This is a genomic window from Pseudomonas sp. BMS12, from assembly GCF_001592875.1.
Taxonomy (GTDB): Bacteria; Pseudomonadota; Gammaproteobacteria; order Pseudomonadales; family Pseudomonadaceae; genus Aquipseudomonas.
Map to the genome: position 1 here is coordinate 1 of NZ_LSOF01000019.1, position 23,265 is coordinate 23,265.

Genomic DNA, 23,265 nt, shown 5'->3' on the forward strand with positions numbered 1-23,265 from the left:
CGTCGGTGCGGCCGCGGCCGCGGGAGCAGGGGCAGCGGCCGGCGCAGGAGCTGCCGCTGGTGCGGCGCCGGCAACCTTGAGCTTGAGAATCAGGTCGCCGGTGCTGACTTCGGAATCCAGCTTGACCAGCACTTCCTCCACCACGCCGGCGGCCGGCGAGGGGATCTCCATGCTGGCCTTGTCCGACTCCAGGGTGATCAGCGACTGGTCGGCTTCGATGCTGTCGCCGACCTTGACCATCACCTCGATGACCTTGACCTTGCCGTCCGTGCCGATATCCGGCACATGCACGTCCTGCACGCTGGCCGTAGCTGGGGCCGCTGCAGGTGCGGCGGCTGGCGCAGGAGCCGGCTCGGCGGCCTTGGGCGCTTCGGTGGCAGCCGGAGCTTCGGCAGCGGGTGCGGCCTCAGCGGCGGCGCCTTCGACTTCCAGCACCAGCAGCTCGTCGCCTTCCTTGAGGCGATCACCGATTTTGACTTTCAGCTCCTTGATCACACCGGCCTTGGGCGCAGGGATCTCCATGGAGGCCTTGTCGGACTCCAGGGTGAGGATGCTCTGGTCGGCTTCGACGCGGTCGCCGACCTTGACCAGCAGTTCAATGACCTCGCCTTCGCCGCCGAGGTCGGGTACGCGAATCAACTCACTCATCGCTACGCTCCTTAGCAGTCCAGGGGGTTGGCTTTATTGGGATCGATGCCGAACTTGGCGATGGCGTCGGCCAGCACCTTGGCTTCGATTTCGCCACGGTCGACCAGTGCCTCCAGCGCGGCCAGCACTACCCAGTAGCGGTCCACCTCGAAGAAGTGGCGCAGCTTCTTGCGGCTGTCGCTGCGGCCGAAGCCGTCGGTGCCGAGCACCTTGTATTCCTTGACCGGAACCCACTGGCGAATCTGTTCGGCGAACAGCTTCATGTAATCGGTGCTGGCCACCACCGGGCCCTTGCGGCCGGACAGGCACTGCTCGACATAGGTTTGCTGCGGCTTCTGTTCCGGGTGCAGGCGGTTCTTGCGCTCCACGGCCAGGCCTTCGCGGCGCAGTTCGTTGAAGCTGGTGACGCTCCAGACGTCGGAGCCGATGTTGAACTCCTCGCGCAGGATCTTCGCCGCCTCGCGCACCTCGCGCAGGATGGTGCCGGAGCCGAGGAGCTGCACATGATGGGCGGCTTCCTTGGTGTCCTCTTCGAGCAGGTACATACCCTTGATGATGCCTTCCTCGGCGCCCTGCGGCAGGGCCGGCTGGACGTAGGACTCGTTCATCACGGTGATGTAGTAGAAGACGTTCTGCTGCTCCTCGGTCATCTGGCGGATGCCCTCGCGGATGATCACCGCCAGTTCATAACCGTAGGTCGGGTCGTAGGTGCGGCAGTTGGGGATGGTCGCGGCCATGATGTGGCTGTGACCGTCCTCGTGCTGCAGGCCTTCGCCGTTGAGCGTGGTGCGCCCGGCGGTGCCGCCGATCAGGAAGCCGCGGCAGCGGCTGTCGCCGGCGGCCCAGGCCAGGTCACCGATGCGTTGGAAGCCGAACATCGAATAGAAGATGTAGAACGGCAGCATCGGCTGGTTGTGGTTGGAGTACGAGGTGCCGGCGGCAATGAACGAGCTCATGGCGCCCGCTTCGTTGATGCCCTCTTCGAGGATCTGGCCCTTCTTGTCCTCCTTGTAGAACATCACCTGGTCTTTATCCACCGGCTCGTAGAGCTGGCCGACCGAGGAGTAGATGCCCAGCTGGCGGAACATGCCTTCCATGCCGAAGGTGCGCGCCTCGTCCGGGATGATCGGCACGATGCGCTGGCCGAGATCCTTGTCCTTGACCAGCTGCGCGAGGATGCGCACGAAGGCCATGGTGGTGGAGATGTCGCGGTCGCCCGAGCCGTCGAGGATGGCCTTGAGGGTTTCCAGCGGTGGCGTCGGGATGCTGAAGCTGTTGGCGCGGCGCTGCGGCACGTAGCCGCCGAGGGCTTCGCGGCGCGAGTGCAGGTACTTGGCCTCGGCGCTGCCTTCGGCCGGTTTGTAGAACGGCAGGTTCTCCAGGTCGGCGTCGTTGACCGGGATGTCGAAGCGGTCGCGGAACTGCTTGAGGCTCTCGATATCGACCTTCTTGGTGTTGTGCGCGGTGTTCTTCGCTTCACCGGCGCCGGTGCCATAACCCTTGATGGTCTTGGCCAGAATCACGGTCGGCTGGCCCTTGTGGTTGACCGCCTGGTGGTAGGCTGCATAGACCTTGTACGGGTCGTGGCCGCCGCGGTTGAGGTTCCAGATCTCCTGGTCGGAGAGGTCCTTGACCATCTCCTTCAGCTCGGGGCTGTTGAAGAAGTGCTCACGCACATAGGCGCCATCTTTGGCCTTGTAGTTCTGGTACTCGCCGTCGACCACTTCGTCCATGCGGCGCTGCAGCAGGCCGTCCTTGTCCTTGGCGAACAGCGGGTCCCAGAAGCGGCCCCAGACCACCTTGTTGACGTTCCACTGGGCGCCGCGGAAGTTGCCTTCCAGCTCCTGGATGATTTTGCCGTTGCCGCGAACCGGGCCGTCGAGGCGCTGCAGGTTGCAGTTGATGACGAAAATCAGGTTGTCCAGCTTCTCGCGGCCGGCCAGGGAGATGGCGCCGAGGGATTCCGGCTCGTCGCACTCGCCGTCGCCCATGAAGCACCAGACCTTCTGTTTGCCGGCGGGGATGAAGCCGCGGCTTTCCAGGTACTTCATGAAGCGCGCCTGGTAGATGGCCTGGATCGGGCCAAGGCCCATGGACACGGTGGGGAACTGCCAGAAGTCCGGCATCAACCAGGGGTGCGGGTAGGAGGACAGACCGTTGCCGTCCACTTCCTGACGGAAGTTGTTCATCTGGTCTTCGCTGATGCGCCCTTCGAGGAAGGCGCGGGCGTAGATGCCGGGGCTGGCGTGGCCCTGATAGAAGATCAGGTCGCCACCATGCTCCGCAGTAGGAGCCTGGAAGAAGTAGTTGAAGCCGATGTCGTAGAGGGTCGCCGAGGAGGCGAAACTGGAGATGTGGCCGCCCAGATCCGGATCTTTCAGGTTGGTCCGCATCACCATCGCCAAGGCGTTCCAGCGTACCAGCGAGCGGATGCGCCGCTCCATGAACAGGTCGCCGGGCATGCGCGCCTCGTGGCCGACCGGGATGCTGTTGCGGTAGGGCGTGGTGATCGCATAGGGCAGCTGGGTACCACTGCGGGTGGCCAGTTCACCCATGCGGGTCAGCAGATAATGGGCGCGGTCTTCGCCTTCCTTGTCGAGGACGGACTCGAGGGCGTCCAGCCATTCCTGGGTTTCGACGGGATCGAGGTCTTGCATGGCTTGCTCCAGGGCGGAAAGGCTTCCAGAATCGGAGGCCTGGGCTCGTGCACGCTTTCTGGGCGGGCTACGTGAAGTCGTTATTGGCCGGAGTTGATTGGCCGGCCTGTAGTTTTACTACATTTCGATGGCTAATGCAGCGCCCGGGACACAATCTTTAGTAGTAAAACTACACAAAGTGAACGCTGGAAAGCGCTCCTGCCAGTGGCACGTGGCGCCTTTCCGCCCTCAAGGATAGACCATGAGCCTGCCGCCACTGGCCGCCCTGCCGACCTCTCTGCAACCTCTTGCCGAACGTGCTGCTGCTCTGCCTGTGCCGGCGGACTGGCCGCTTGCGCGGCGTGAAATCCTGGCGCGGCTGTGCGCCACCAGCGACTTCGTCTATGAGCAGGCAGCGCGTGATAGAGAGCTGCTACCAAGCCTGGCCGCCAGTGGCGACCTGGAACGCGCCTTTGCCGTCGGCGAACTGCGCGCGCAACTGCAGGCGCTGCTGGCCGACTGTGCCGACGAGGACGAGCTGGGTCGGCGCCTGCGCCGCTTCCGCAACCGCCAGCAGGTGCGCATCATCTGGCGCGACATCAGTCGCCAGGCCAATCTGGCCGAGACCTGTCGCGATCTGTCCGACCTCGCCGATGCCTGCATTGACCTGGCCTACCACTGGCTCTACCCGCGACACTGCGAGCAGTTCGGCACGCCCATTGGCCGCCGTAGCGGCGAGGCGCAGCACATGGTCATCCTCGGCATGGGCAAGCTCGGTGCTCACGAGCTGAACCTGTCTTCCGACATCGACCTGATCTTCGGTTACCCGGAGGGCGGCGAGACCGAGGGCGTCAAGCGCTCGCTGGATAACCAGGAGTTCTTCATTCGTCTGGGGCAGCGGCTGATCAAGGCGCTGGACCCGATCACCGCCGACGGCTTCGTCTTCCGCGTTGACATGCGCCTGCGCCCTTATGGCTCGTCCGGCGCCCTGGTGCTCAGCTTCAATGCGCTTGAGCAGTACTACCAGGACCAGGGGCGCGACTGGGAGCGCTACGCCATGATCAAGGCGCGCGTGGTCGGTGGCGATCAGGCTGCCGGCAAGCAGTTGCTGGAAATGCTGCGGCCCTTCGTCTATCGGCGTTATCTGGACTTCTCCGCCATCGAGGCGCTGCGGGCGATGAAGCTGCTGATCCAGCAGGAAGTGCGGCGCAAGGGCATGGCCGACAATATAAAGCTGGGTTCCGGCGGCATTCGCGAGATCGAGTTCATCGCCCAGGCCTACCAGTTGATCCACGGTGGACGCGATCTCAGCCTGCAGCAACGACCGCTGCTCAAGGTGCTGGCGACGCTGGAAGGCCAGGGCTACCTGCCGGCAGCGATCATCGACGAGATGCGCCAGGGCTACGAGTTTCTGCGCTACGTCGAACATGCCCTGCAGGCCATCGATGACCGGCAGACGCAGATGCTGCCGGACAACGAGCAGGATCGTGCGCGGGTGGCGTGCATCATGGGCTTCGCCTCCTGGGCCGCCTTCCATGAGCGCCTGATGCATTGGCGCGGGCGTATCGAGTGGCACTTCCGCCAGGTCATTGCCGACCCTGACGAGGATGAAGAGGGCGAAGTCGAACTGTGCGTCGGCAGCGAATGGCTGCCGCTATGGGAAGACGCGCTGGATGAGGAAATGGCCGAGCGGCAACTGGCCGAGGCGGGTTTTACCGAGCCAGCGGCGGCGCTCAAGCGCCTGACCGATCTGCGCGCTGGCTCTCAGGTGCGCACCATGCAGCGCCTGGGGCGCGAACGCCTGGATGCTTTCGTGCCACGCCTGCTGGCGCAGGCAGTGGAGCACGACAATCCGGACCTGGTGCTGGAGCGGGTGCTGCCACTGGTCGAGGCGGTGGCGCGGCGCTCTGCCTACCTGGTGCTGCTGACCGAGAATCCCGGTGCCTTGCAACGGCTGATGACCCTGTGCGCGGCCAGCCCGTGGATTGCCGAGCAGATCACCCGCTTCCCGCTGTTGCTCGACGAACTGCTGAATGAAGGACGGCTGTTCAGTCCGCCGCTGGCGCCGGAGCTGGCTGCCGAGCTGCGCGAGCGGCTGACGCGGATTCCCGAGGATGACCTGGAACAGCAGATGGAAGCCCTGCGCCACTTCAAGCTGGCCCACGGCCTGCGCGTGGCCGCCTCGGAAATCGCCGGCACGCTGCCGTTGATGAAGGTCTCCGACTATCTGACCTGGCTGGCCGAGGCGATTCTCGACCAGGTACTGGCCCTGGCCTGGCGTCAGTGCGTGGCCAAGCATGGCGCGCCGCTTCGCGCCGATGGCAGTCAGTGCGATCCGGATTTCATCATCGTCGGCTACGGCAAGATGGGTGGCCTGGAGCTGGGTCACGGCTCGGACCTGGATCTGGTGTTCATTCATGACGGCGACTCCCAGGCCGAGACCGACGGCGCCAAGCCCATTGATGGTGCGCAGTTCTTCGCCCGCCTGGGCCAGCGCATCATTCATCTATTAACTGCGCAGACCAACTCCGGCCAGCTCTATGAGGTGGACATGCGCCTGCGCCCGTCCGGCGCGGCGGGGCTGCTGGTCAGCTCGTTGGGGGCCTTCCAGCGCTATCAGGAAAACGAAGCCTGGACCTGGGAGCACCAGGCTCTTGTGCGCGCCCGAGTGCTGGTCGGCTGTGCGCGGGTCGCTACGGCCTTCGAGCAGGTGCGCGCCAAGGTGCTCGGCCGGGCGCGCGACCTACCCAAGTTGCGGGCCGAAGTCAGCGAGATGCGGGCGAAGATGCGCGACAACCTGGGCACCCGGGAAACGGCTGCCGGCACGGCGGAAAATGCCTTCGAAGCGGCGGTTTCCTTCGATCTGAAGCAGGATGCCGGTGGTATCGTCGATATCGAATTTATGGTGCAATACGCGGCCCTGGCGTGGTCGGGGCAGCATCCCGAGCTGCATCGCTACACCGACAACATCCGCATTCTCGACGGTTTGCGCGACGTGGGCCTGCTGCCCGCCGCCGACGTCGAACTGTTGCAGGAGGCCTACAAGGCCTATCGCTCCGCTGCCCACCGGCAGGCGTTGCAGAAACAACCGGGCAAGGTCGCGGGAGACCAGTTCGAGTCCGAGCGGCGCAGCGTGATGCGCCTGTGGCGCGAGCTGGGCCTGAACTGACCGACCCCTGAACTGATGAACACTGAGGAGTGGCAAAGATGTCGATGGCCGACCGCGATGGCGTGATCTGGTATGACGGCGAACTGGTGCAGTGGCGCGAAGCCACCACCCACGTGCTGACCCATACCCTGCACTACGGCATGGGTGTGTTCGAAGGTGTGCGTGCCTACAACACTCCGCAGGGCACCGCCATCTTCCGCCTGCAGGCGCATACCGATCGCCTGTTCGACTCGGCCCACATCATGGGCATGAAGATCCCCTTCACCAAGGAAGAGATCAACGAAGCCACCCGTGCTGCCGTGCGTGAGAACAACCTGGAAACGGCCTACATCCGCCCGATGGTGTTCTACGGATCTGAAGCCATGGGCCTGCGCGCCAGCGGCCTGAAAGTACAGGTGATCGTGGCTGCCTGGCACTGGGGTGCCTACATGGGCGAAGAAGCCCTGCAGAAGGGCATCAAGGTGCGCACCAGCTCCTTCACCCGTCACCACGTCAACATCTCCATGACCCGCGCCAAGGCCAACGGCAACTACATCAACTCGATGCTGGCCCTGCAGGAGGCCATTTCCGGTGGTGCCGACGAGGCCATGCTGCTGGACCCGGAGGGCTACGTGGCCGAGGGTTCGGGCGAGAACATCTTCCTGGTCAAGGATGGTGTGGTGTACACCCCGGAAGTGACCTCCTGCCTCAACGGCATCACCCGCAGCACCATCCTGACCCTGGCCGAAGAGCTGGGCATCAAGGTGGTCGAGAAGCGCATCACTCGCGATGAGGTGTATATCGCCGACGAGGCCTTCTTCACTGGCACCGCCGCCGAAGTCACGCCGATCCGCGAGGTGGACGGTCGCGCCATTGGCATCGGCAGCCGTGGCCCGGTTACCGAGAAGCTGCAGAAGGCCTACTTCGATCTGGTTACCGGCCAGACCAGTGCCCATGCCGAATGGCGCACTCTGGTTAAGTAAGACAGTCGTCAAGGGACATGACGGGGAGGCTCTGAGCCTCCCCGATCGTTTCTGGAAAGAGCATGAAAATACTGATCGTTGGGCCCAGCTGGGTCGGTGACATGGTGATGGCGCAGACCCTGTTCGTCTGCCTCAAACAGCGCCATCCCGGTTGCGAGATCGACGTGCTGGCGCCCGAGTGGAGCCGGCCGATCCTCGAGCGCATGCCTGAGGTGCGCGCGGCGCTGAGCTTCCCGCTTGGCCACGGTGTGCTGGATATCGCCACCCGGCGCAAGATCGGCAAGTCGCTGGCCGGTCAGTACGACCAGGCGATCCTGCTGCCCAACTCGCTGAAGTCGGCCCTGGTGCCGTTCTTTGCCGGTATTCCCCAGCGCACCGGCTGGAAGGGCGAGATGCGCTACGGCCTGCTCAACGACATCCGCACGCTGGATAAAGAGCGTTTGCCGCTGATGATCGAGCGCTTCATGGCCCTGGCCTACGAGCCCGATGCCGAGCTGCCCAAACCTTATCCACAGCCACGGCTGGTCATCGACGAATCCAGCCGTGCCGCCGCCCTGGCCAAGTTCGGCCTGAGTCTGGATCGTCCGGTGCTGGCGCTGTGCCCCGGTGCCGAGTTTGGCGAGGCCAAGCGCTGGCCGGCCGAGCACTACGCCAAAGTCGCCGAGCTGAAGATTCGCGCCGGCTGGCAGGTGTGGCTGTTTGGCTCGAAGAATGATCATCCTGGTTGCGAGGATATCCGCCAGCGCCTGATTCCCGGCCTGCGCGAGGAGGTGGTCAACCTGGCCGGCGAAACGTCGCTGGCCGAAGCCATCGACCTGATGTCCGCCGCTGGCGCCGTGGTTGCCAACGACTCCGGCCTGATGCATGTGGCCGCCGCGTTGAACCGCCCACTGGTGGCGGTGTACGGCTCCACCTCGCCACAGTTCACCCCGCCGCTGGCGGACCAGGTGGAGATCGTGCGCCTGGGCCTGGACTGCAGTCCCTGCTTCGACCGTACCTGTCGCTTCGGCCACTACAACTGCCTGCGCGAGCTCAAGCCGCGCCCGGTGATCGAGGCGCTGCAGCGCCTGGTTGCCGACCCAGTCGAGGTGCAATAGCTTGCGGGTTCTGTTGATAAAAACGTCATCGCTCGGCGACGTGATTCATACCCTACCGGCGTTGACCGACGCGGCGCGGGCGATTCCCGGCATCCAGTTCGACTGGGTGGTGGAAGAGGGCTTCGCCGAGATTCCGGCCTGGCATCCGGCCGTGGCCCAGGTGATTCCGGTGGCCATCCGCCGCTGGCGCAAGCACCTGCTGCAGACCTGGAAGAGCGGCGAGTGGCGGCGTTTCAAGCAGCGCCTCGGCGAAACCGACTACGACCTGGTCATCGATGCCCAGGGCCTGTTCAAGAGCGCCTTTCTCACCCGCTACAGCAAGGCGCCGGTGGTCGGCCTGGATCGCGACTCGGCGCGCGAGCCGATCGCCTGTCGCTTCTATGATCACCTTTATGCGGTGGCCAAGGATCAGCACGCTCTGGAGCGCACCCGTCAGTTGTTCGCCCAGGCGCTGGGCTATGCCCTGCCCGAGGGCATCGGCGACTACGGTCTGGATCGCGCGGCGATGGCCGACGTCTCCCAGGCGCCGTATCTGTTGTTCCTGCACGGCACCACCTGGGCTAGCAAGCACTGGCCGGAGGCCGACTGGCGCGCCCTGGCCGAGCGCATGGCCGGGCAGGGCTGGGCGATTCGCCTGCCCTGGGGCAACGACAGCGAGCGCGCTCGCGCCGAGCGCATAGTCGCCGGCATCCCCGGTGCCGCCGTGCTGCCCAGGCTCAACCTGGCCGGTGTGGCCAAGGTGATCGCGGGAGCCACCGCCTGCGTGGCCGTCGACACTGGTCTCGGTCACCTGGCGGCGGCGCTCGACGTACCAACCATTTCCCTCTACGGCCCGACCCTGCCGGGCAAGGTCGGCGCCTATGGCCGTGGCCAGGTGCACCTGTGTGCGACCGGTCCCGATGCCGGCCTGGGTGATCGCAACAAGCCCTGTTTCGACGGGCTGGGCGCCGAGCGTGTCGGGCACGAACTGAATGCCCTGCTGCTGAACCTGCAGGAGGCCGTGTGATGCAACTGGCCTTCGTGCTGTACAAGTATTTCCCCTTTGGTGGCCTGCAGCGTGACTTCATGCGCATCGCCCTGGAATGCCAGGCGCGCGGCCACGCCATCCGCGTCTACACACCGATCTGGGAAGGCGAGGTGCCGCCGGGTTTCGATGTGCGAGTGGCGCCGATCAAGGCCTTCTTCAATCACCATCGCAACGAGAAGTTCAGCGCCTGGCTGGCGGCGGACCTGGCGCGCGACCCGGTGGACCGGGTGGTGGGTTTCAACAAGATGCCGGGCCTGGATGTCTACTACGCCGCCGACGGCTGCTACGAAGACAAGGCGCAGACCTTGCGCGCGCCGATCTACAAGCGCTGGGGGCGCTACAAGCACTTCGCCGACTACGAGCGCGCGGTGTTTGCGCCCGAGTCGAAGACCGAGATCCTGATGATCTCCGAGGTGCAGCAGCCGCTGTTCATCAAGCATTACCAGACCCCAGAGGCGCGTTTTCATCTGCTGCCGCCTGGTATCGCCCAGGATCGCCGCGCCCCGGCCAATGCCGGCGAGATTCGCGCCGAGTTCCGCCGTGAGTTCAAGCTGGCCGACGACGACCTGCTGCTGGTGCAGATCGGTTCGGGCTTCAAGACCAAGGGCCTGGATCGCAGCCTCAAGGCGCTCGCCGCCCTGCCACGCGAGCTTAAAAAACGTACCCGACTGATCGCCATCGGCCAGGACGATCCCAAGCCCTTCCTGCTGCAGGTCAAGGCGTTGGGGCTGTCCGATCAGGTGCAGATCCTCAAGGGGCGCAGCGACATCCCGCGCTTCCTGCTCGGTGCCGACCTGTTGGTCCACCCGGCCTACAACGAGAACACCGGTACCGTGCTGCTGGAGGCCGTGGTCTCCGGCCTGCCGGTGCTGGTCAGTGCGGTGTGCGGCTACGCCCACTACATCGCCGAAGCGGATGCCGGCCGCGTGCTGTCCAGCCCGTTCGCTCAGGACGAACTCAACCGCCTGCTGGCCGAGATGCTGGCCGACGATGCGGCTCGCCAGCGCTGGAGCCGCAATGCGCTGGCCTTTGCCGATACTGCCGACCTGTACTCCATGCCGCAGCACGCGGCCGATGTGATCCTGGCGGAGCGGGCATGAAGCTGATCCTCGCCGAACCCTTCAAGAGCCTGTGGGCCGCAAAGGACCCCTTCGTCGCCGTCGAGGCGCTGCAGGGCAAGGTCTATCGCGAGCTGGAAGGGCGCCGCACCCTGCGCACCGAGGTCGAGGGGCGCGGCTATTTCGTCAAGATCCACCGCGGCATCGGCTGGGGCGAGATCGTCAAGAACCTGCTCAGCGCCAAGTTGCCGGTACTCGGTGCCGGCCAGGAGTGGCGGGCAATCCAGCGCCTGACCGAGGCCGGCGTGGCGACCATGACCGCCGTGGCCTATGGCGAGCGTGGTGGTAGCCCGGCGGCACAGCACTCCTTTATCGTCACCGAGGAACTGGCACCAACCACCGATCTGGAGCAGCTGAGCCTGAACTGGTTGCAGCAGCCGCCCGAGCCACGCCTCAAGCGCGCGTTGATCGCCGAGGTGGCGCGGATGACCGGCGCCATGCATCGCGCCGGGGTCAACCATCGCGACTGCTATATCTGTCACTTCCTGCTGCATACCGACAAGCCGGTGACGGCGGACGATTTCCGCCTGTCGGTGATCGACCTGCACCGTGCCCAGGTGCGCGCTGCCACGCCGACCCGCTGGCGCAACAAGGACCTGGCTGCATTGTATTTCTCTGCCCTGGACATCGGCCTGACCCGCCGCGACAAGCTGCGCTTCCTGCGCACCTATTTTCAGCGCCCGCTGCGCGACATCCTGCGCGACGAGGCGCGGCTGCTGGCCTGGCTGGAGCGCAAGGCGGACAAGCTCTACGCGCGCAAGCAGCGCTACGGGGATGCGCTCTGATGGCTGGTTGGAACCTGGCCTCGGCCTATGCGCAGCTGGCGGATGATTTTGGTGATCTGCAGCGGGTTTTTGCCCTTGAAGGCAAGCGGCTGACCAAGGACCCGCTGTCCGAGGTGATCCTGATCGAGCGGGATGGTGTGCGCTACTACGTCAAGCGCTACTGGGGCGCCGGCAAGGGGTTGCGTCGTTATCTCGGTCGGCCGCGAGTCAAGGCCGAGTGGCAGAACCTCAAGCGCTTTGCGAAGTGGGGTATTCCTACCGCCGAGATCGTCGGCTACGGCCTGGAGCGGCGCCTAGGGGCGTTCGTGCGCGGCGCGTTGATCACCCGAGAGCTGAAGAACACCCAGGATATGGCCTTATTGGCCAAGTGTGGCGATGCACGTCTCAAGGACGGCGTGTGGGTGCGGCGAATCAGTCAGCAGCTGGCCGCGGCGACACGCACGCTGCACGCTCATCGCTTCGTTCATAACGACCTGAAGTGGCGCAACCTGCTGGTCAATGATCGCGCCGAGCTGTTCTTCATCGACTGCCCCACCGGCGGTTTCTGGTGGGGACCGCTGCTCGATTACCGCATCGTCAAGGACCTGGCCTGCCTGGACAAGGTGGCCAAATACCAGCTGTCACGCACCCAGCGTCTGCGCTTCTACCTGCAATACAGCGGTGGCTCGCGCCTGGACGGCACCGACAAACGCCTTATCCGCAAGATTCTGCAATTCTTCGAGGGCAGGGAATGAGCGACTTTATCGCCGCGGAGGATCGCGCCATCCTCGAAAGCCACGGACTGGCCGATTACGACGCACTGTGGGCGCTGCAGCTGGAAGCGGTGGACGAGCCCAACACCGAGCGCGGTGGCTGGAGCAGTGTCTACCGCCTGGACCTGGGAGAGGCTGCCTATTACCTCAAGCGCCAGAGCAACCACCTGACCCGTAGCCTGCTGCGCCCGCTGGGCGAGCCGACCTTCGCCCGCGAATTCCGCAATATCCGCCGCTATGCCGAGCTGGGCATTCCCGCGCTGCGGGCGGCCTTCTTCGCCGAGCGGCGGCTGCCCGGCGAGCGCCGCGCCATTCTCCTTACTCGTGCGCTGGATGGCTGGCAGGATCTGGACCATTGGCTGCAGGTCTGGGCGCAACTGGATGATGTCCGTCGCCGCGCCATCCTGCGCGCCTGTGGTGCGCTGGCGCAGCGTCTGCACGCCGCCGGCCAGGTGCACGGCTGCTTCTACCCCAAGCACATCTTCCTGAAAGAGGACGGTGAGGGCTTCGCGGCGCAGCTGATCGACCTGGAGAAGACCCGTCCGCTGCTGCTCGGTGAGCGCGATCGGATCAAGGATCTGGAGCCGCTGCTGCGCCGCGCCAGCGTCTGGAGCGAGGACGAGGTGCGCCAGCTGCTGGCCGCCTACCTGGGCCAGGCGGGGGATCTCGAGCGCTGGGGCCAGCGCCTCGGGGCGCGGCGCCGGCACAAGGAATCGCGCTGATGCAGCTGGCCGAGCTACTGCACGCCGGGCGCACGCCTGCACTGCCGCTACAGCTGCAGCTGGGTGGCGAGGCGCTGGTTGTGGAGCGTCTGCTGCGGGTGCTGCCGGGGCAGCGCTATGTCGGTCTGGCCCGCTGGCAAGGCCGCGCGGTGCTGGCCAAGCTGCTGGTCGGCGGCAAGGCCGAGCGGCACTTCCAGCGCGAACTCACCGGTGCGCGCCTGCTGGCCGAACAGGGGCTGCTCACGCCGGCGCTGCTGGCCGAAGGCTTCGCGGCCGGGCAGGGCGGCTGGTTGCTGTTCGACTATCTGGAGGGGGCCGAGAGCCTGTGGGACGCCTGGCGCGCCGTCGAGCGCGAACCGTGGCTGTCGGACGCACAGCAGGCGGTGCTGGGCGAGGCCTTGAGTGCCATTGGCCAGCTGCATGCCAAGGGTCTGTGGCAGGCCGATCTGCACCTGGACAACCTGCTGCGGCATGAGGGAAGTCTGTTCGTCATCGATGGCGGCGGCGTACAGGTCGAAATGGCCGGCCAGCCGCTGTCGCGCCAGCGCGTGCTGGAAAACCTCGGAGTGTTCTTCGCCCAGCTGCCGGCCGAGCTGGAGCCTTTCACCGAGGAGTTGCTGGTGCACTACCTGCTGGCCAACGGCGAACATGCCCTGCCGCTGGAGGCCCTGCTCAAGGAAGTGGAAAAGGTGCGGCGCTGGCGCCTGCGCGACTACCTGAAGAAGGTCGGTCGCGATTGCAGCCTGTTCGCGGCGAAGATCGGTGCCTTTGGCTTGCGCGTGGTGCGCCGCGAGCAGGACGCCGAGCTGACGCCGCTGCTGGGTGAGATCGATGCGTGCATCGACGCCGGCCATCTCTACAAGACCGGAGGCGCCGCCACCGTCGCCCGCGTCGAGCTGAACGGCCGGCCGCTGGTGGTCAAGCGCTACAACATCAAGAACTGGTTGCACTGGCTCAAGCGCTTCTGGCGCCCCAGCCGGGCCTGGCACAGCTGGGTCGAGGGCAATCGCCTGACGCTGCTGGGCATCGCCACGCCGCGCCCGCTGGCGGTAATCGAACGGCGCTGGTGCGGGCTGCGCGGTCGTGCCTACCTGGTGACCGAGTACTGCGGTGGCGAGGACCTGATCGCGCGTTTCGCGCCGCATGTCGATGGTTGTCCGCCGCAGGCCGAGCTGGCGGCGCTGGACCGGTTGTTCGCCGCACTGATCCGCGAGCGCATCAGTCACGGCGACTTCAAAGGTCACAACCTGTTCTGGGATGCCGGCCGCTGGAGCCTGATCGATCTGGACGCCATGCGCCAGCACGCCGGGCGGAGCGGCTTCGCCCGCGCCTATGCCCGTGATCGTGCGCGCTTCCTGCGCAACTGGCCGGCCGAGTCGGCGTTGCATCGTCTGCTGGACGCCCGCCTGCCGCGTCTCTGACGCGACCGCGCGGTCGGCGCTCGGCGATACCCGTCACGGGTGTCTGTCGCTATAATCCCCGGCTTTGTTCGGGCGAAAGCAGTTTCGCCCTTCCATCTGTCCCGGCGGCGTTGTCCGCCCGTAGCTGTAAAGAGGCTTTCCCGTGGCATTGACCATTCTCGGCCTGTCCGGCGCGCTCAGCCATGACCCGTCCGCTGCCCTGTACATCGACGGCAAACTGATCGCGGCGGTCGAGGAAGAGCGCTTCGTGCGCGACAAGCATGCGAAAAACCGCATGCCCTACGAGTCCGCCAAGTTCTGCCTGGAACAGGCCGGGATCAAGCCGTCGGATGTCGACGTAGTGGCCATCCCCTTCGCCCCCATCAGTCTGTTCGGCAAGGCCCGCTGGCAATACGCCAAGCGCTACTGGTACGCACCGGATCGCGCCCTCGATGCGATCCTCATGGGCAATCGCCGCTACAAGCGCTACCACAAGAAAATCCAGTGGTGCCTGGAGCAGCTGGGCTTCGACCTGAAAAAGGTCAAGATCGAGCCGGTCGAACATCACCTGGCCCACGCCTCCAGCGCCTACCATTGCTCGGGCTTCACCGAGAAGACCGCGATTCTCGGCATCGACGGCAAGGGCGAGTACGCCACCACCTTCTTCGGCTACGGCGAGAACGGCAAGATCCACAAGATCAAGGAGTTCTACGATCCGGATTCGCTGGGCGGTCTGTATGGCGCGATCACCGAATACCTGGGCTTCGAGATGCTCGACGGCGAGTTCAAGGTCATGGGCATGGCGCCCTACGGCGACGCCGCCAAGTATGACTTCTCGCGTCTGGCCAAGTTCGAGAACGGCGAGCTGGTGATCAACACCGACTACGCCAACGTCATCGGCTTCCGTCGCTACAAGGAAAACGGCAAGGGTTACTACTTCTCGCCCAAGCTGATCGATTGGCTGGGGCCGAAACGCCAGGGCGACATCGCCGACGACCCCTACATCCACTACGCCGCCAGCATGCAGGCGCTGTTCGAGAAGCTGGCGCTGGAGATGATGGAGTACTACCTGGGCGACGTGCTCAAGGAGACCGGCAAAATCGCCTTCGCCGGCGGCTGCGCGCTGAACGTCAAGCTGAACCAGAAGATCATCGCTCGCGATGACGTGAAGGAACTGTTCGTGCAGCCGGCTTCCGGCGACGCCGGCACTGCGGTTGGTGCCGCCGCCTATGTGTCGGTGGCGCGTGGCGTGCCGGTGGAGAAGATGGAGCACGTCTACCTCGGCCCGTCCTACTCCAACGAAGACGTCATCGCCGCCTGTGCCAAACACCCGAATGCGCCCAAGTTCAAGCAGATCGACAACGTCGAGCAGCGCATTGCCAAGATCATGGTCGACGCCAACCCGGTGGCCTGGTTCCAGGGCCGCATGGAGTTCGGCCCGCGCGCCCTCGGTGGCCGCTCGATCATCGGCTGTCCGAGCGTGCCGGGCGTGGCCGACCGCATCAACGAGCAGATCAAGTTCCGCGAGCGCTGGAGGCCCTTCTGCCCGTCGATGCTCGACACCGTGGCGCCGCAGATGCTCAAGGTCGACCACCCGAGCCCCTTCATGACCTTCACCTTCGAGGTCAACGAGGAGTGGAAAAACCGGGTCGGCGAAGTGGTGCACGAGGACGGCACCTCGCGCGCCCAGGTGCTCAAGCGTGAGTACAACCCGCGCTGGTATGACCTGATGGTCGAGCTGGAGAAGCTGACCGGCAACGGCGTGTCGTTGAACACTTCGCTCAATCGCCGCGGCGAGCCGATGATCTGCTCGCCGACCGATGCCCTGAACATGTTCTACGGCTCTGATCTGCAGTACCTGATCATGGAAGACATCCTCGTGGTCAAGGACGGCAAGGACTGGTATGACGGCGTCTGAGCAGGCCTCGGGCCAGGCGCAGCGCTGGATTCTGCAGTTCTGCCACGGCTATGACGGCCCGTTCCTGGATTGTGCGCGGCAATACGCAGTGCTGTTCAAGGGCACGCCATACAAGGTCTGCACCGTCTACCTGACCGGCGCGCCTTCGGCAGAAGTCGAGCGCGGCTCGGCTTCCGACGAGGTGATCTTTCTCGACTATTCCAGTCGTCAGGTGCGTGGTCTCAAGCTGGGCGCGATTCGCGATTTTCGCCGAATCGCCGCCTCGCGCGACTTCGCCCTGTGCATCGCGCACCGCTTCAAGCCAATTTACGTTGCCCTGCTCGGCAGCGGCCTGCCGGTGATCGGCGTGCACCATGCATTCGGCGACTACAAACGGCGCTCCCGGCAGCTGTTCGCCAACGTTTTCCGCAAGCGTCTGAGCCTGCTCGGCGTGTCCAATGCCGTACGCGACGACATGCGCGCCTGCCTGCCATCCTGGCCCGCCGAACGTATCGAGACCCTGTACAACCGCATCGACATCGAGGCCGTGCAGGCCGAACAGGTTTCTCGCGAGCAGGCTCGCGAGCATCTGGGCTTGCCCCAGGACGCCTGGGTGGTCGGCAACGTCGGCCGTCTGCATCCGGACAAGGACCAGGCCACATTGATCCGCGGCTTCGCTCAGGCGCTGCCGCAGCTGCCTGGCGGCAGTCTGCTGGCGATCATGGGCAGTGGCCGGCTGGAGGCCCAGCTCAAGGCCCTCGCGGCCGAGCTGGGTGCCAGCGATGCTGTGCGCTTCCTCGGTCAGGTGGCCAACGGCCGGCGTTATTTCAAGGCGTTCGATGTGTTCGCACTGACCTCCGACCACGAGCCGTTTGGCATGGTGCTGTTGGAGGCTATGGCGGCAGGCATTCAAGTTCTGGCAACAGATTGCGGAGGTGCCCCGGAAGTTGTGGGAGACCCGGAGGGTCTGTTTGCGATGCAGAATGTTGCGGGTCTGTGTCAATGCCTGGTGACGCAGGCCGGCTCTCATCAAAATTCCGATGTAATGGCCAAGCGGCTATGCCGCTTTTTTTCCGATGCCGCAGCTAGGGAGTGTTTTTGGCGGTTGGCGACTGTGAGTCAATTGATCGGCCCATCTGCCACGATGGCAGATGGCTGATTCTCGGGAGCGAAATATGTCTGTCGTTATGCTTGATTGCACACTCCGAGATGGTGGCTACTACAACAGTTGGGACTTTGAGCAGGACCTAGTGCAGCGGTACTTGCATGCCATGGCCGCGGCCAGGGTCGATTATGTCGAGCTAGGACTCAGAGGCTTCGCACGCCCCGGCTTTTTCGGGCCTTATGCGTTTTCTCGTGACGATCATCTCAAGGACCTAGGGCTCCCTAAAGAGCTGCGTTATGGGGTTATGGTCAACGCTGCTGAGTTGCTCAAACATGCTGATGGCCCTAATGCAGCGGTTAAGCTGCTCTTCGGTCCCGCTGCTGAGTCGCCAATTGAGCTGGTGCGGGTCGCTTGTCACTTGCGTGAGGTTTCCGGTGTGCTCGAAGCATGCCGTTGGTTGAAAACTCAAGGCTATCGTATTGGCCTGAATATCATGCAGATCGCTGAGTGTTCCGTTGATGATCTGGTTTCCCATGTCTCGGTAATTCCGGTCGATGTCGTGGAGGTCTTGTATTTTGCCGACAGCACCGGGGGGATGAGCCCCGCTCAGGTCAGCACGGTCGTTGCATCGCTGCGTCAGCACTGGGCTGGTGCCCTGGGTATTCATGCGCATGATAATCGTGCGCTGGCTCATGCCAATACCTTGCAGGCTATTTCCGATGGCGTGACCTGGGTTGACTCTACGGTTACGGGGATGGGGCGTGGGCCGGGTAATGCTAAAACCGAATACCTAGTGCTCGAGTTCGCCGAGCAACGAGTCGACGCCAATACTGCGCCACTGTTGAAGCTTGTCAGTCAGGACTTTTTGCCGATGCAGCAAGTCTTCGGTTGGGGAACTAATAGCTACTACTATATTGCCGGCAAGTACGGCATTCACCCTACCTATGTTCAGGAAATGTTGGGGGACTCGCGCTACAGCGGAGCTGATCTGGCCACTACGCTGGAAGCACTTAAGGATCAAGGAGCCAGAACGTTCAGTTCGGATACGCTTGAGGCTGCGCGGCATTTCTACTATGGCGAGATAAGTGGTTCCTGGGCGCCGCGAGATACATTGAGCGGGCGTGAAGCGCTCCTGATCGGTGCTGGTCCTGGAGTCGTGCGTCATCGGCGGGCGCTGGAACGCTATATTCGCCAGCGCAATCCAGTCGTCGTAGCGCTCAACACCCAGTCAAGGCTGGACGATGCTGTCGTTGACTTGCGCATTGCCTGCCACCCTTTACGTTTGATGGCTGATTTGCGTGATTATGCTGGGTTGCGCCAACCCCTGATTACACCTGCTTCCATGCTGCCGTCAGGTCTGCGCGACGCGCTGGGAGATCTCACGCTACTGGACTTCGGCATTAGCGTTTGCCCAGGTACTTTCGAGTTTGCAGAGTCTCATTGCACCGTACCTAACACGCTGGCGCTCAGCTACGCGCTGGCGCTATTAGCGAGCGGCGGGGTTTCTCGAATTCTGCTTGCCGGCTTCGACGGATACGCCAGTGAGGATCCGCGCAATCATGAACTTGATCAGACTCTGGAGCTGTTTCAAGCGCAGCCTGGGGTTCCTGAGCTGCTCGCGATTACCCCGACGCGACTGCAGCTCCCCATTTCTTCTGTATACGCGCTGTAAGCAAAGGGCATGTCATGACGGCCAACTATGCGGTGATTATCCCTGCTCGCTACGCTTCCAGTCGGTTGCCTGGCAAGCCTCTGGTGCTGCTTGATGGCGTGCCCATGATCGTTCGTACCTGGCAGCGCTGCCTTCAGGTCTGCCCGGCTGAACGGATCTATGTGGCTACTGATGATGTGCGTATTCGGGAAACCTGTAAGCAGTGGGGTATGCAGGTATTGATGACGTCTTCGGCATGCCTGACCGGGACTGACCGAGTCGCTGAATGTGCAGAACAGTTGGAGGCGGATGTCTTGATCAATGTACAGGGTGATGAGCCTGTAATGAATCCGGACGATTTGCGCAGCATTGTCGAGGCAGCATCTAGGTTTCCAGGGGAAGTCTTAAATGGCTACTGTGGGATCGACGAGAGTGAGCAGTTTTTCAGCAGCAGTACGCCAAAGGTGGTGTTACGCCCGGATGGCCGCCTCCTTTATATGTCGCGGGCGCCCATACCGGGCAACAAACAGGGCGAGTTTGTAGGGGGGTACCGTCAGGTGTGCATCTATGCCTTCCCGCGAGCAGCGCTGCAGGCATTTTCTATGTCGAGTGTCAAGACTCCACTGGAGTCTATCGAGGACATTGAGATACTGAGGTTTCTGGAGCTGGGTTGGGAAGTTCGCATGCTGGAGATGTCTCGCGAATCGATTGCCGTCGATAATCCTGAGGATGTTGAGCGTGCAGAGTTGGCAATTCGTAAGCGAGGTCTTTAGCTCATGCCATCACTGACTCAATATGCCTCGTTGGTTTTTGATTGTGATGGTGTTCTATTGGATTCCAATGCGGTCAAAACTCAAGCATTTGGCGCGGTAACCGAGTGCTACGGGGCGGAGATTTCAGCTAGGTTCGTCGACTACCATGTGAGCAACGGTGGGGTTTCTCGCTACCAGAAGTTCAGCCACCTATTCAGCGCTATTCTGAGGCGTGAGGCTTATCCTCAGGAAATTGAGCAGCTTTTGCAGAACTATGCGAGCAAGGTCCGAGAGGGCTTGCTGAATTGTGCTGTTGCAGATGGGTTGGCCCAGCTTCGTCAAGCAACTCGTTCAAGCCGGTGGCTTGTAGCCTCCGGTGGCGACCAGCAGGAACTTCGGGCAGTGTTCCAAGTGCGTGGGCTATCAGATTATTTCGACCAAGGAATATATGGCAGTCCGACACCCAAGGATCGGATTCTGTTGAATGCACTTTCTTTGGGGGAAATTCAACTGCCTGCGTTATTCATTGGTGATAGTCGTTTCGACCATGTATGCGCCAAGCAGGCAGGTTTGGATTTCGTTTTTCTCTCTCGCTGGAGCGAGTTTCCGGAATGGCGGGATTATTGCCAGCGTGAGTCGTTAGCTAGTTTTGAAGATGTTGCTGCCTTGTCGCGTGCATGGAGTTCACTATGAGCAGGCTGCACATACGTCAGCGTGACAAGCATGCGGAAATAGAACTCGAGGCGTTTGGATGTAGATCGCTTGGCGATCTGACTGCTCTCAAGAATAAGTATGCCGGGCCAGTTTTTATCGTGGCCTCTGGACCTTCGGTAAAGAACTTTCCCATCGAGCGCTATCGCGCTGTACCCATGATGGCGGTCAACGGATCGATTGCCTGTTTTCCAATGGGTATCAACCCCGTGTTCTTTCTTTGTGATGACAGCAGTGTTGCAGCTGGAAAAAGTGATCTTGTCGCAGAGGGGGTGCGGCGATCCGAGTTCTCCGTCATGGGGCCCGATGCCTTGGAGAGTCTGGCGGAAAAAGAGGCCGAAGCCGTCTGGCTCAGTCGAATGTTTGTGGCCGAGAGAGTCAATCGCTGGAGGGGTGTTGCCCGTCTCAGTGATTGGCGTTTTGCGTGGCAGGAGCGCAACAATCCCGACTATGTCATCCAGCGTTCGTTGTTTAGCCAGAAACGTAGCAGGGTGGGATTCAGTCGTAACTTTTCGGCCGGCTACTTCTCGTGCCGAACCATTGCCTACGCAGCGATCCAGTTGGCCTGCTATTTGGGCTTCAACCAGGTATTCATGGTTGGAATGGATCTGCAGGCATCGCTTGGGCACTTTTACGACCCTAAGGGTATGCGTATACCCAGTCGCCTAGACGAAGACTATGAGGACCTTATCCTGCCGCATTTCAAGTTGATGTCCAGTCAGGTTTTGGGTCGTGACTTTCAGGTTTTCAATTTATCGCCCAACAGTCGATTGCCGTCGGATGTGCTGCCCAAGATCGGTTTTTCCGAGCTCGATGGGATTCTGGGGTTAACGGAAGTAGAGGGGCTTAGCATTTGAAAGTTCTTTTTTTGGTGCAGGCCGAGCAGCGGGCAATATTGGATCGCCTATACGAAGGTATTGCAGGCGCTTGTGATAGCTGTGATATCCGCTGGTTGACGAGCGATGAACAAGCCAATCTGAAGCGATATTTTCATCAGCAGGTCGATGTTTCTAAATACGACAGAATTCTTTTCTTTCTGCGGTTCAAGAAAGAAATACGCCAATGGCGCTTTATTCGTACGCTGCCCAACGTGGTGATACTGGAGCATGATGCCTATCAGAATTATATCCCGTGCAAATACACGGGGAAATTCAGTGCTCACTATCGACGTATGCCGTGGGTGCGCATCATCAGCTCCGGTGCCCAAGTGAGTCAGCGTTTGCGCGAAGAAGGCTTCGATGCCTGCTTCGTTCCTAAGGGATATGATCAAGTCTTGCTCTCTTATCAAGGCCGAGAGCGCGATATTGAATTGGGGTTTGTTGGGAGTACCAAGAGCGTAGCGTATAGCGGTCGCAAGGCGTTGCTTGATGAATTGGGGTGGCACGAGGATCTGCTCGTGACCAAGACCAAATCCGGCGAAGAGTATTGCGATACCTTGAACCGCATCCGTTTCTTCGTCAGTGCAGATGTGGGAATGGGAGAATACATGATCAAGAATTTCGAGGCGATGGCCTGTGGCTGTGTGCTGCTCGCCTATGATCATGGTGAACTGGAGAGTTCGACCCTTGGGTTCGTCGATATGCAGAATGTGGTTCTGTACCGGACAGTGGATCAGTTGAGGGAAAAACTTTCGCAGCTACGGGCGGATCCAGAGCTGGCGCAGCGTATTGCGCAAGCCGGGCGCTTAACGGCTGAAGAACAATATAGTTTCAATAATGTTGGCCGCAAAATAGTTGACGTAATGCAGCCTGCACTCAGAATCCCTGATCGCCGAACCGGCTGGTTGGCATGGCTAGGTTTTTAGGTGATGTTTCCTGATGCTTTTTACCCGTTTTCATTTTCTTGCTTGGCGGGGAGTGGTGATGATCGTGTTCTTGAGTATGTTAAGGGAAGTTACAGGTGAGTGAATCAGGTCAGTTTTCCGATAGTTCCGAGGAACGGGATTTGCCTCTGGTTTCGGTAATTATCGCTTCCTATAATCACGCGCCTTATATTGAGGCCAGCATTCGTAGTGCGATGGGGCAGACCTATTCTAACTTTGAACTGCTGGTGGTTGACGATGGCTCCAGTGATGACAGTGTCGAGCTAATCACTCGTCTACAGGCTGAATATGGCTTCGACTTTCGGGCCCAGCAAAACTGTGGATTGAGCAGGACGCTCAATGCAGCCATTGCCCAAAGCAAGGGCAGTCTCATCGTGCCTTTTGGTTCTGATGATGTCATGCGCCCTCAGCGTTTGGCTGTTCAGGTGGCGTACATGCTAGGCAAGCCAGAAGTAGGTATCTGCTCGGCTAATATCGATATCATTGACGCCAATGGCGTGTCGTTGCCGGATAAAGAGCAGAAACAGCGTCATCTACCTTTTCGGCGTTTGGACTTCGATGACCTTTTTCTCGACCTTAAGCCAGGACCGCAGGCTGCTACTCTGATGTTCAGGCGTGAGGCTCTGGAAGCTGTAGGGGGGTTCGATCCAGACATTCGCCTAGAGGATGTATACATCTGTCTGAGTATTCTCAAGGCTGGATACTTTATCGATATTCTGCCGGATGTATTGGCGGATTATCGCAAGCATGAAAGCAATACGTATAAGCACTTGCGTTTTATGGTGGAGAATATGCTGAAGACCTACGCACTGTTTTCCGATCATCCGGCCTACACGAGTGTCAGATTAAAGTATATGACATCCATGTTTCTTAAGGCTTCTAGTCGTGATAAGGCTCTTGCGCGTGAATTGCTGAGAGAGTTGCCGTTGTGCAACTGGAACGCCAAGGTGACTCGTGGTATCTGGCGCTTATTGTTCTCCTAGTTGGCTTTCGGGTGCGCTAGAAAAATTT

General features: G+C 61.8%; 19 protein-coding genes. 17 read left to right on the forward strand and 2 right to left on the reverse strand.

Translation table 11 applies throughout. The annotated features are described in order from the left end of the window. Both AYB31_RS17900 and aceE read right to left on the reverse strand, forming a co-directional pair. A partial coding sequence (locus tag AYB31_RS17900; RefSeq protein WP_330220006.1) for a biotin/lipoyl-containing protein occupies positions 1-648 on the reverse strand: 648 nt, incomplete at its 3' end. 11 nt (positions 649-659) lie between these two features. Next, a complete protein-coding gene (gene aceE, locus AYB31_RS17905; protein WP_068830212.1) occupies positions 660-3,305 on the reverse strand; it encodes a pyruvate dehydrogenase (acetyl-transferring), homodimeric type in 2,646 nt (881 codons plus the stop codon). A gap of 241 nt (positions 3,306-3,546) precedes the next feature. Here aceE and glnE point away from each other — a divergent pair, with 241 nt between their 5' ends. The 17 genes from glnE (at position 3,547) to AYB31_RS17985 (ending at position 23,237) form a co-directional block, all read left to right on the forward strand. Then, entirely contained in the window at positions 3,547-6,453 is a 2,907-nt protein-coding gene (glnE, locus tag AYB31_RS17910) for a bifunctional [glutamate--ammonia ligase]-adenylyl-L-tyrosine phosphorylase/[glutamate--ammonia-ligase] adenylyltransferase (RefSeq protein WP_068830213.1), read from the forward strand. Between the two features lie 38 nt (positions 6,454-6,491). Further along, positions 6,492-7,415: a branched-chain amino acid transaminase gene (locus AYB31_RS17915; protein WP_068830215.1), complete on the forward strand. Its 924-nt coding sequence runs from the start codon at positions 6,492-6,494 to the stop codon at positions 7,413-7,415. Between the two features lie 62 nt (positions 7,416-7,477). After that, complete coding sequence (gene waaF, locus AYB31_RS17920) at positions 7,478-8,512, forward strand: lipopolysaccharide heptosyltransferase II (protein WP_068830216.1); 1,035 nt, start codon at positions 7,478-7,480, stop codon at positions 8,510-8,512. 1 nt (position 8,513) lies between these two features. Further along, entirely contained in the window at positions 8,514-9,518 is a 1,005-nt protein-coding gene (waaC, locus tag AYB31_RS17925; protein WP_068830218.1) for a lipopolysaccharide heptosyltransferase I, read from the forward strand. Beyond that, positions 9,518-10,639, forward strand: a complete 1,122-nt coding sequence (locus AYB31_RS17930; RefSeq protein ID WP_068830219.1) for a glycosyltransferase family 4 protein — start codon at positions 9,518-9,520, stop codon at positions 10,637-10,639. The genes waaC and AYB31_RS17930 overlap by 1 nt, the downstream gene beginning before the upstream one ends. Next, entirely contained in the window at positions 10,636-11,442 is an 807-nt protein-coding gene (gene rfaP / locus AYB31_RS17935) for a lipopolysaccharide core heptose(I) kinase RfaP (RefSeq protein WP_068830221.1), read from the forward strand. The genes AYB31_RS17930 and rfaP overlap by 4 nt, the downstream gene beginning before the upstream one ends. Next, on the forward strand, positions 11,442-12,176 hold the full coding sequence (locus tag AYB31_RS17940; RefSeq protein ID WP_068830222.1) for a lipopolysaccharide kinase InaA family protein: 735 nt from the start codon (positions 11,442-11,444) through the stop codon (positions 12,174-12,176). Before rfaP ends, AYB31_RS17940 begins: the two co-directional genes overlap by 1 nt. Then, the gene (locus tag AYB31_RS17945) at positions 12,173-12,916 is read left to right on the forward strand and encodes a lipopolysaccharide kinase InaA family protein (protein ID WP_068830224.1); all 744 of its coding nucleotides are present in this window, start codon (positions 12,173-12,175) and stop codon (positions 12,914-12,916) included. The genes AYB31_RS17940 and AYB31_RS17945 overlap by 4 nt, the downstream gene beginning before the upstream one ends. Beyond that, positions 12,916-14,337, forward strand: a complete 1,422-nt coding sequence (locus tag AYB31_RS17950) for a lipopolysaccharide kinase InaA family protein (protein ID WP_068830225.1) — start codon at positions 12,916-12,918, stop codon at positions 14,335-14,337. The genes AYB31_RS17945 and AYB31_RS17950 overlap by 1 nt, the downstream gene beginning before the upstream one ends. A 142-nt stretch (positions 14,338-14,479) precedes the next feature. After that, positions 14,480-16,234 (forward strand): carbamoyltransferase family protein, encoded by a 1,755-nt coding sequence (locus tag AYB31_RS17955; RefSeq protein ID WP_068830227.1) that lies wholly within the window; start codon positions 14,480-14,482, stop codon positions 16,232-16,234. Next, entirely contained in the window at positions 16,221-17,372 is a 1,152-nt protein-coding gene (locus tag AYB31_RS17960; protein ID WP_068830228.1) for a glycosyltransferase, read from the forward strand. The genes AYB31_RS17955 and AYB31_RS17960 overlap by 14 nt, the downstream gene beginning before the upstream one ends. A gap of 16 nt (positions 17,373-17,388) precedes the next feature. Further along, the gene (locus AYB31_RS17965) at positions 17,389-18,990 is read left to right on the forward strand and encodes an aldolase catalytic domain-containing protein (RefSeq protein ID WP_236715580.1); all 1,602 of its coding nucleotides are present in this window, start codon (positions 17,389-17,391) and stop codon (positions 18,988-18,990) included. Between the two features lie 14 nt (positions 18,991-19,004). Beyond that, a complete protein-coding gene (locus tag AYB31_RS17970) occupies positions 19,005-19,742 on the forward strand; it encodes a 3-deoxy-manno-octulosonate cytidylyltransferase (protein WP_068830231.1) in 738 nt (245 codons plus the stop codon). 3 nt (positions 19,743-19,745) lie between these two features. Continuing rightward, positions 19,746-20,414 carry an HAD family hydrolase gene (locus tag AYB31_RS21230; RefSeq protein ID WP_082805351.1) on the forward strand — a complete coding sequence of 223 codons (669 nt, stop codon included), beginning with the start codon at positions 19,746-19,748 and terminating at the stop codon, positions 20,412-20,414. Then, positions 20,411-21,289, forward strand: coding sequence for a hypothetical protein (locus tag AYB31_RS17975; protein WP_082805352.1), 879 nt, complete (start codon positions 20,411-20,413; stop codon positions 21,287-21,289). Before AYB31_RS21230 ends, AYB31_RS17975 begins: the two co-directional genes overlap by 4 nt. Then, the gene (locus AYB31_RS17980; RefSeq protein WP_068830233.1) at positions 21,286-22,236 is read left to right on the forward strand and encodes a glycosyltransferase family protein; all 951 of its coding nucleotides are present in this window, start codon (positions 21,286-21,288) and stop codon (positions 22,234-22,236) included. Before AYB31_RS17975 ends, AYB31_RS17980 begins: the two co-directional genes overlap by 4 nt. A 95-nt stretch (positions 22,237-22,331) precedes the next feature. Beyond that, positions 22,332-23,237: a glycosyltransferase family 2 protein gene (locus tag AYB31_RS17985; RefSeq protein ID WP_153020745.1), complete on the forward strand. Its 906-nt coding sequence runs from the start codon at positions 22,332-22,334 to the stop codon at positions 23,235-23,237. The last annotated feature ends 28 nt before the right edge of the window (positions 23,238-23,265 follow it).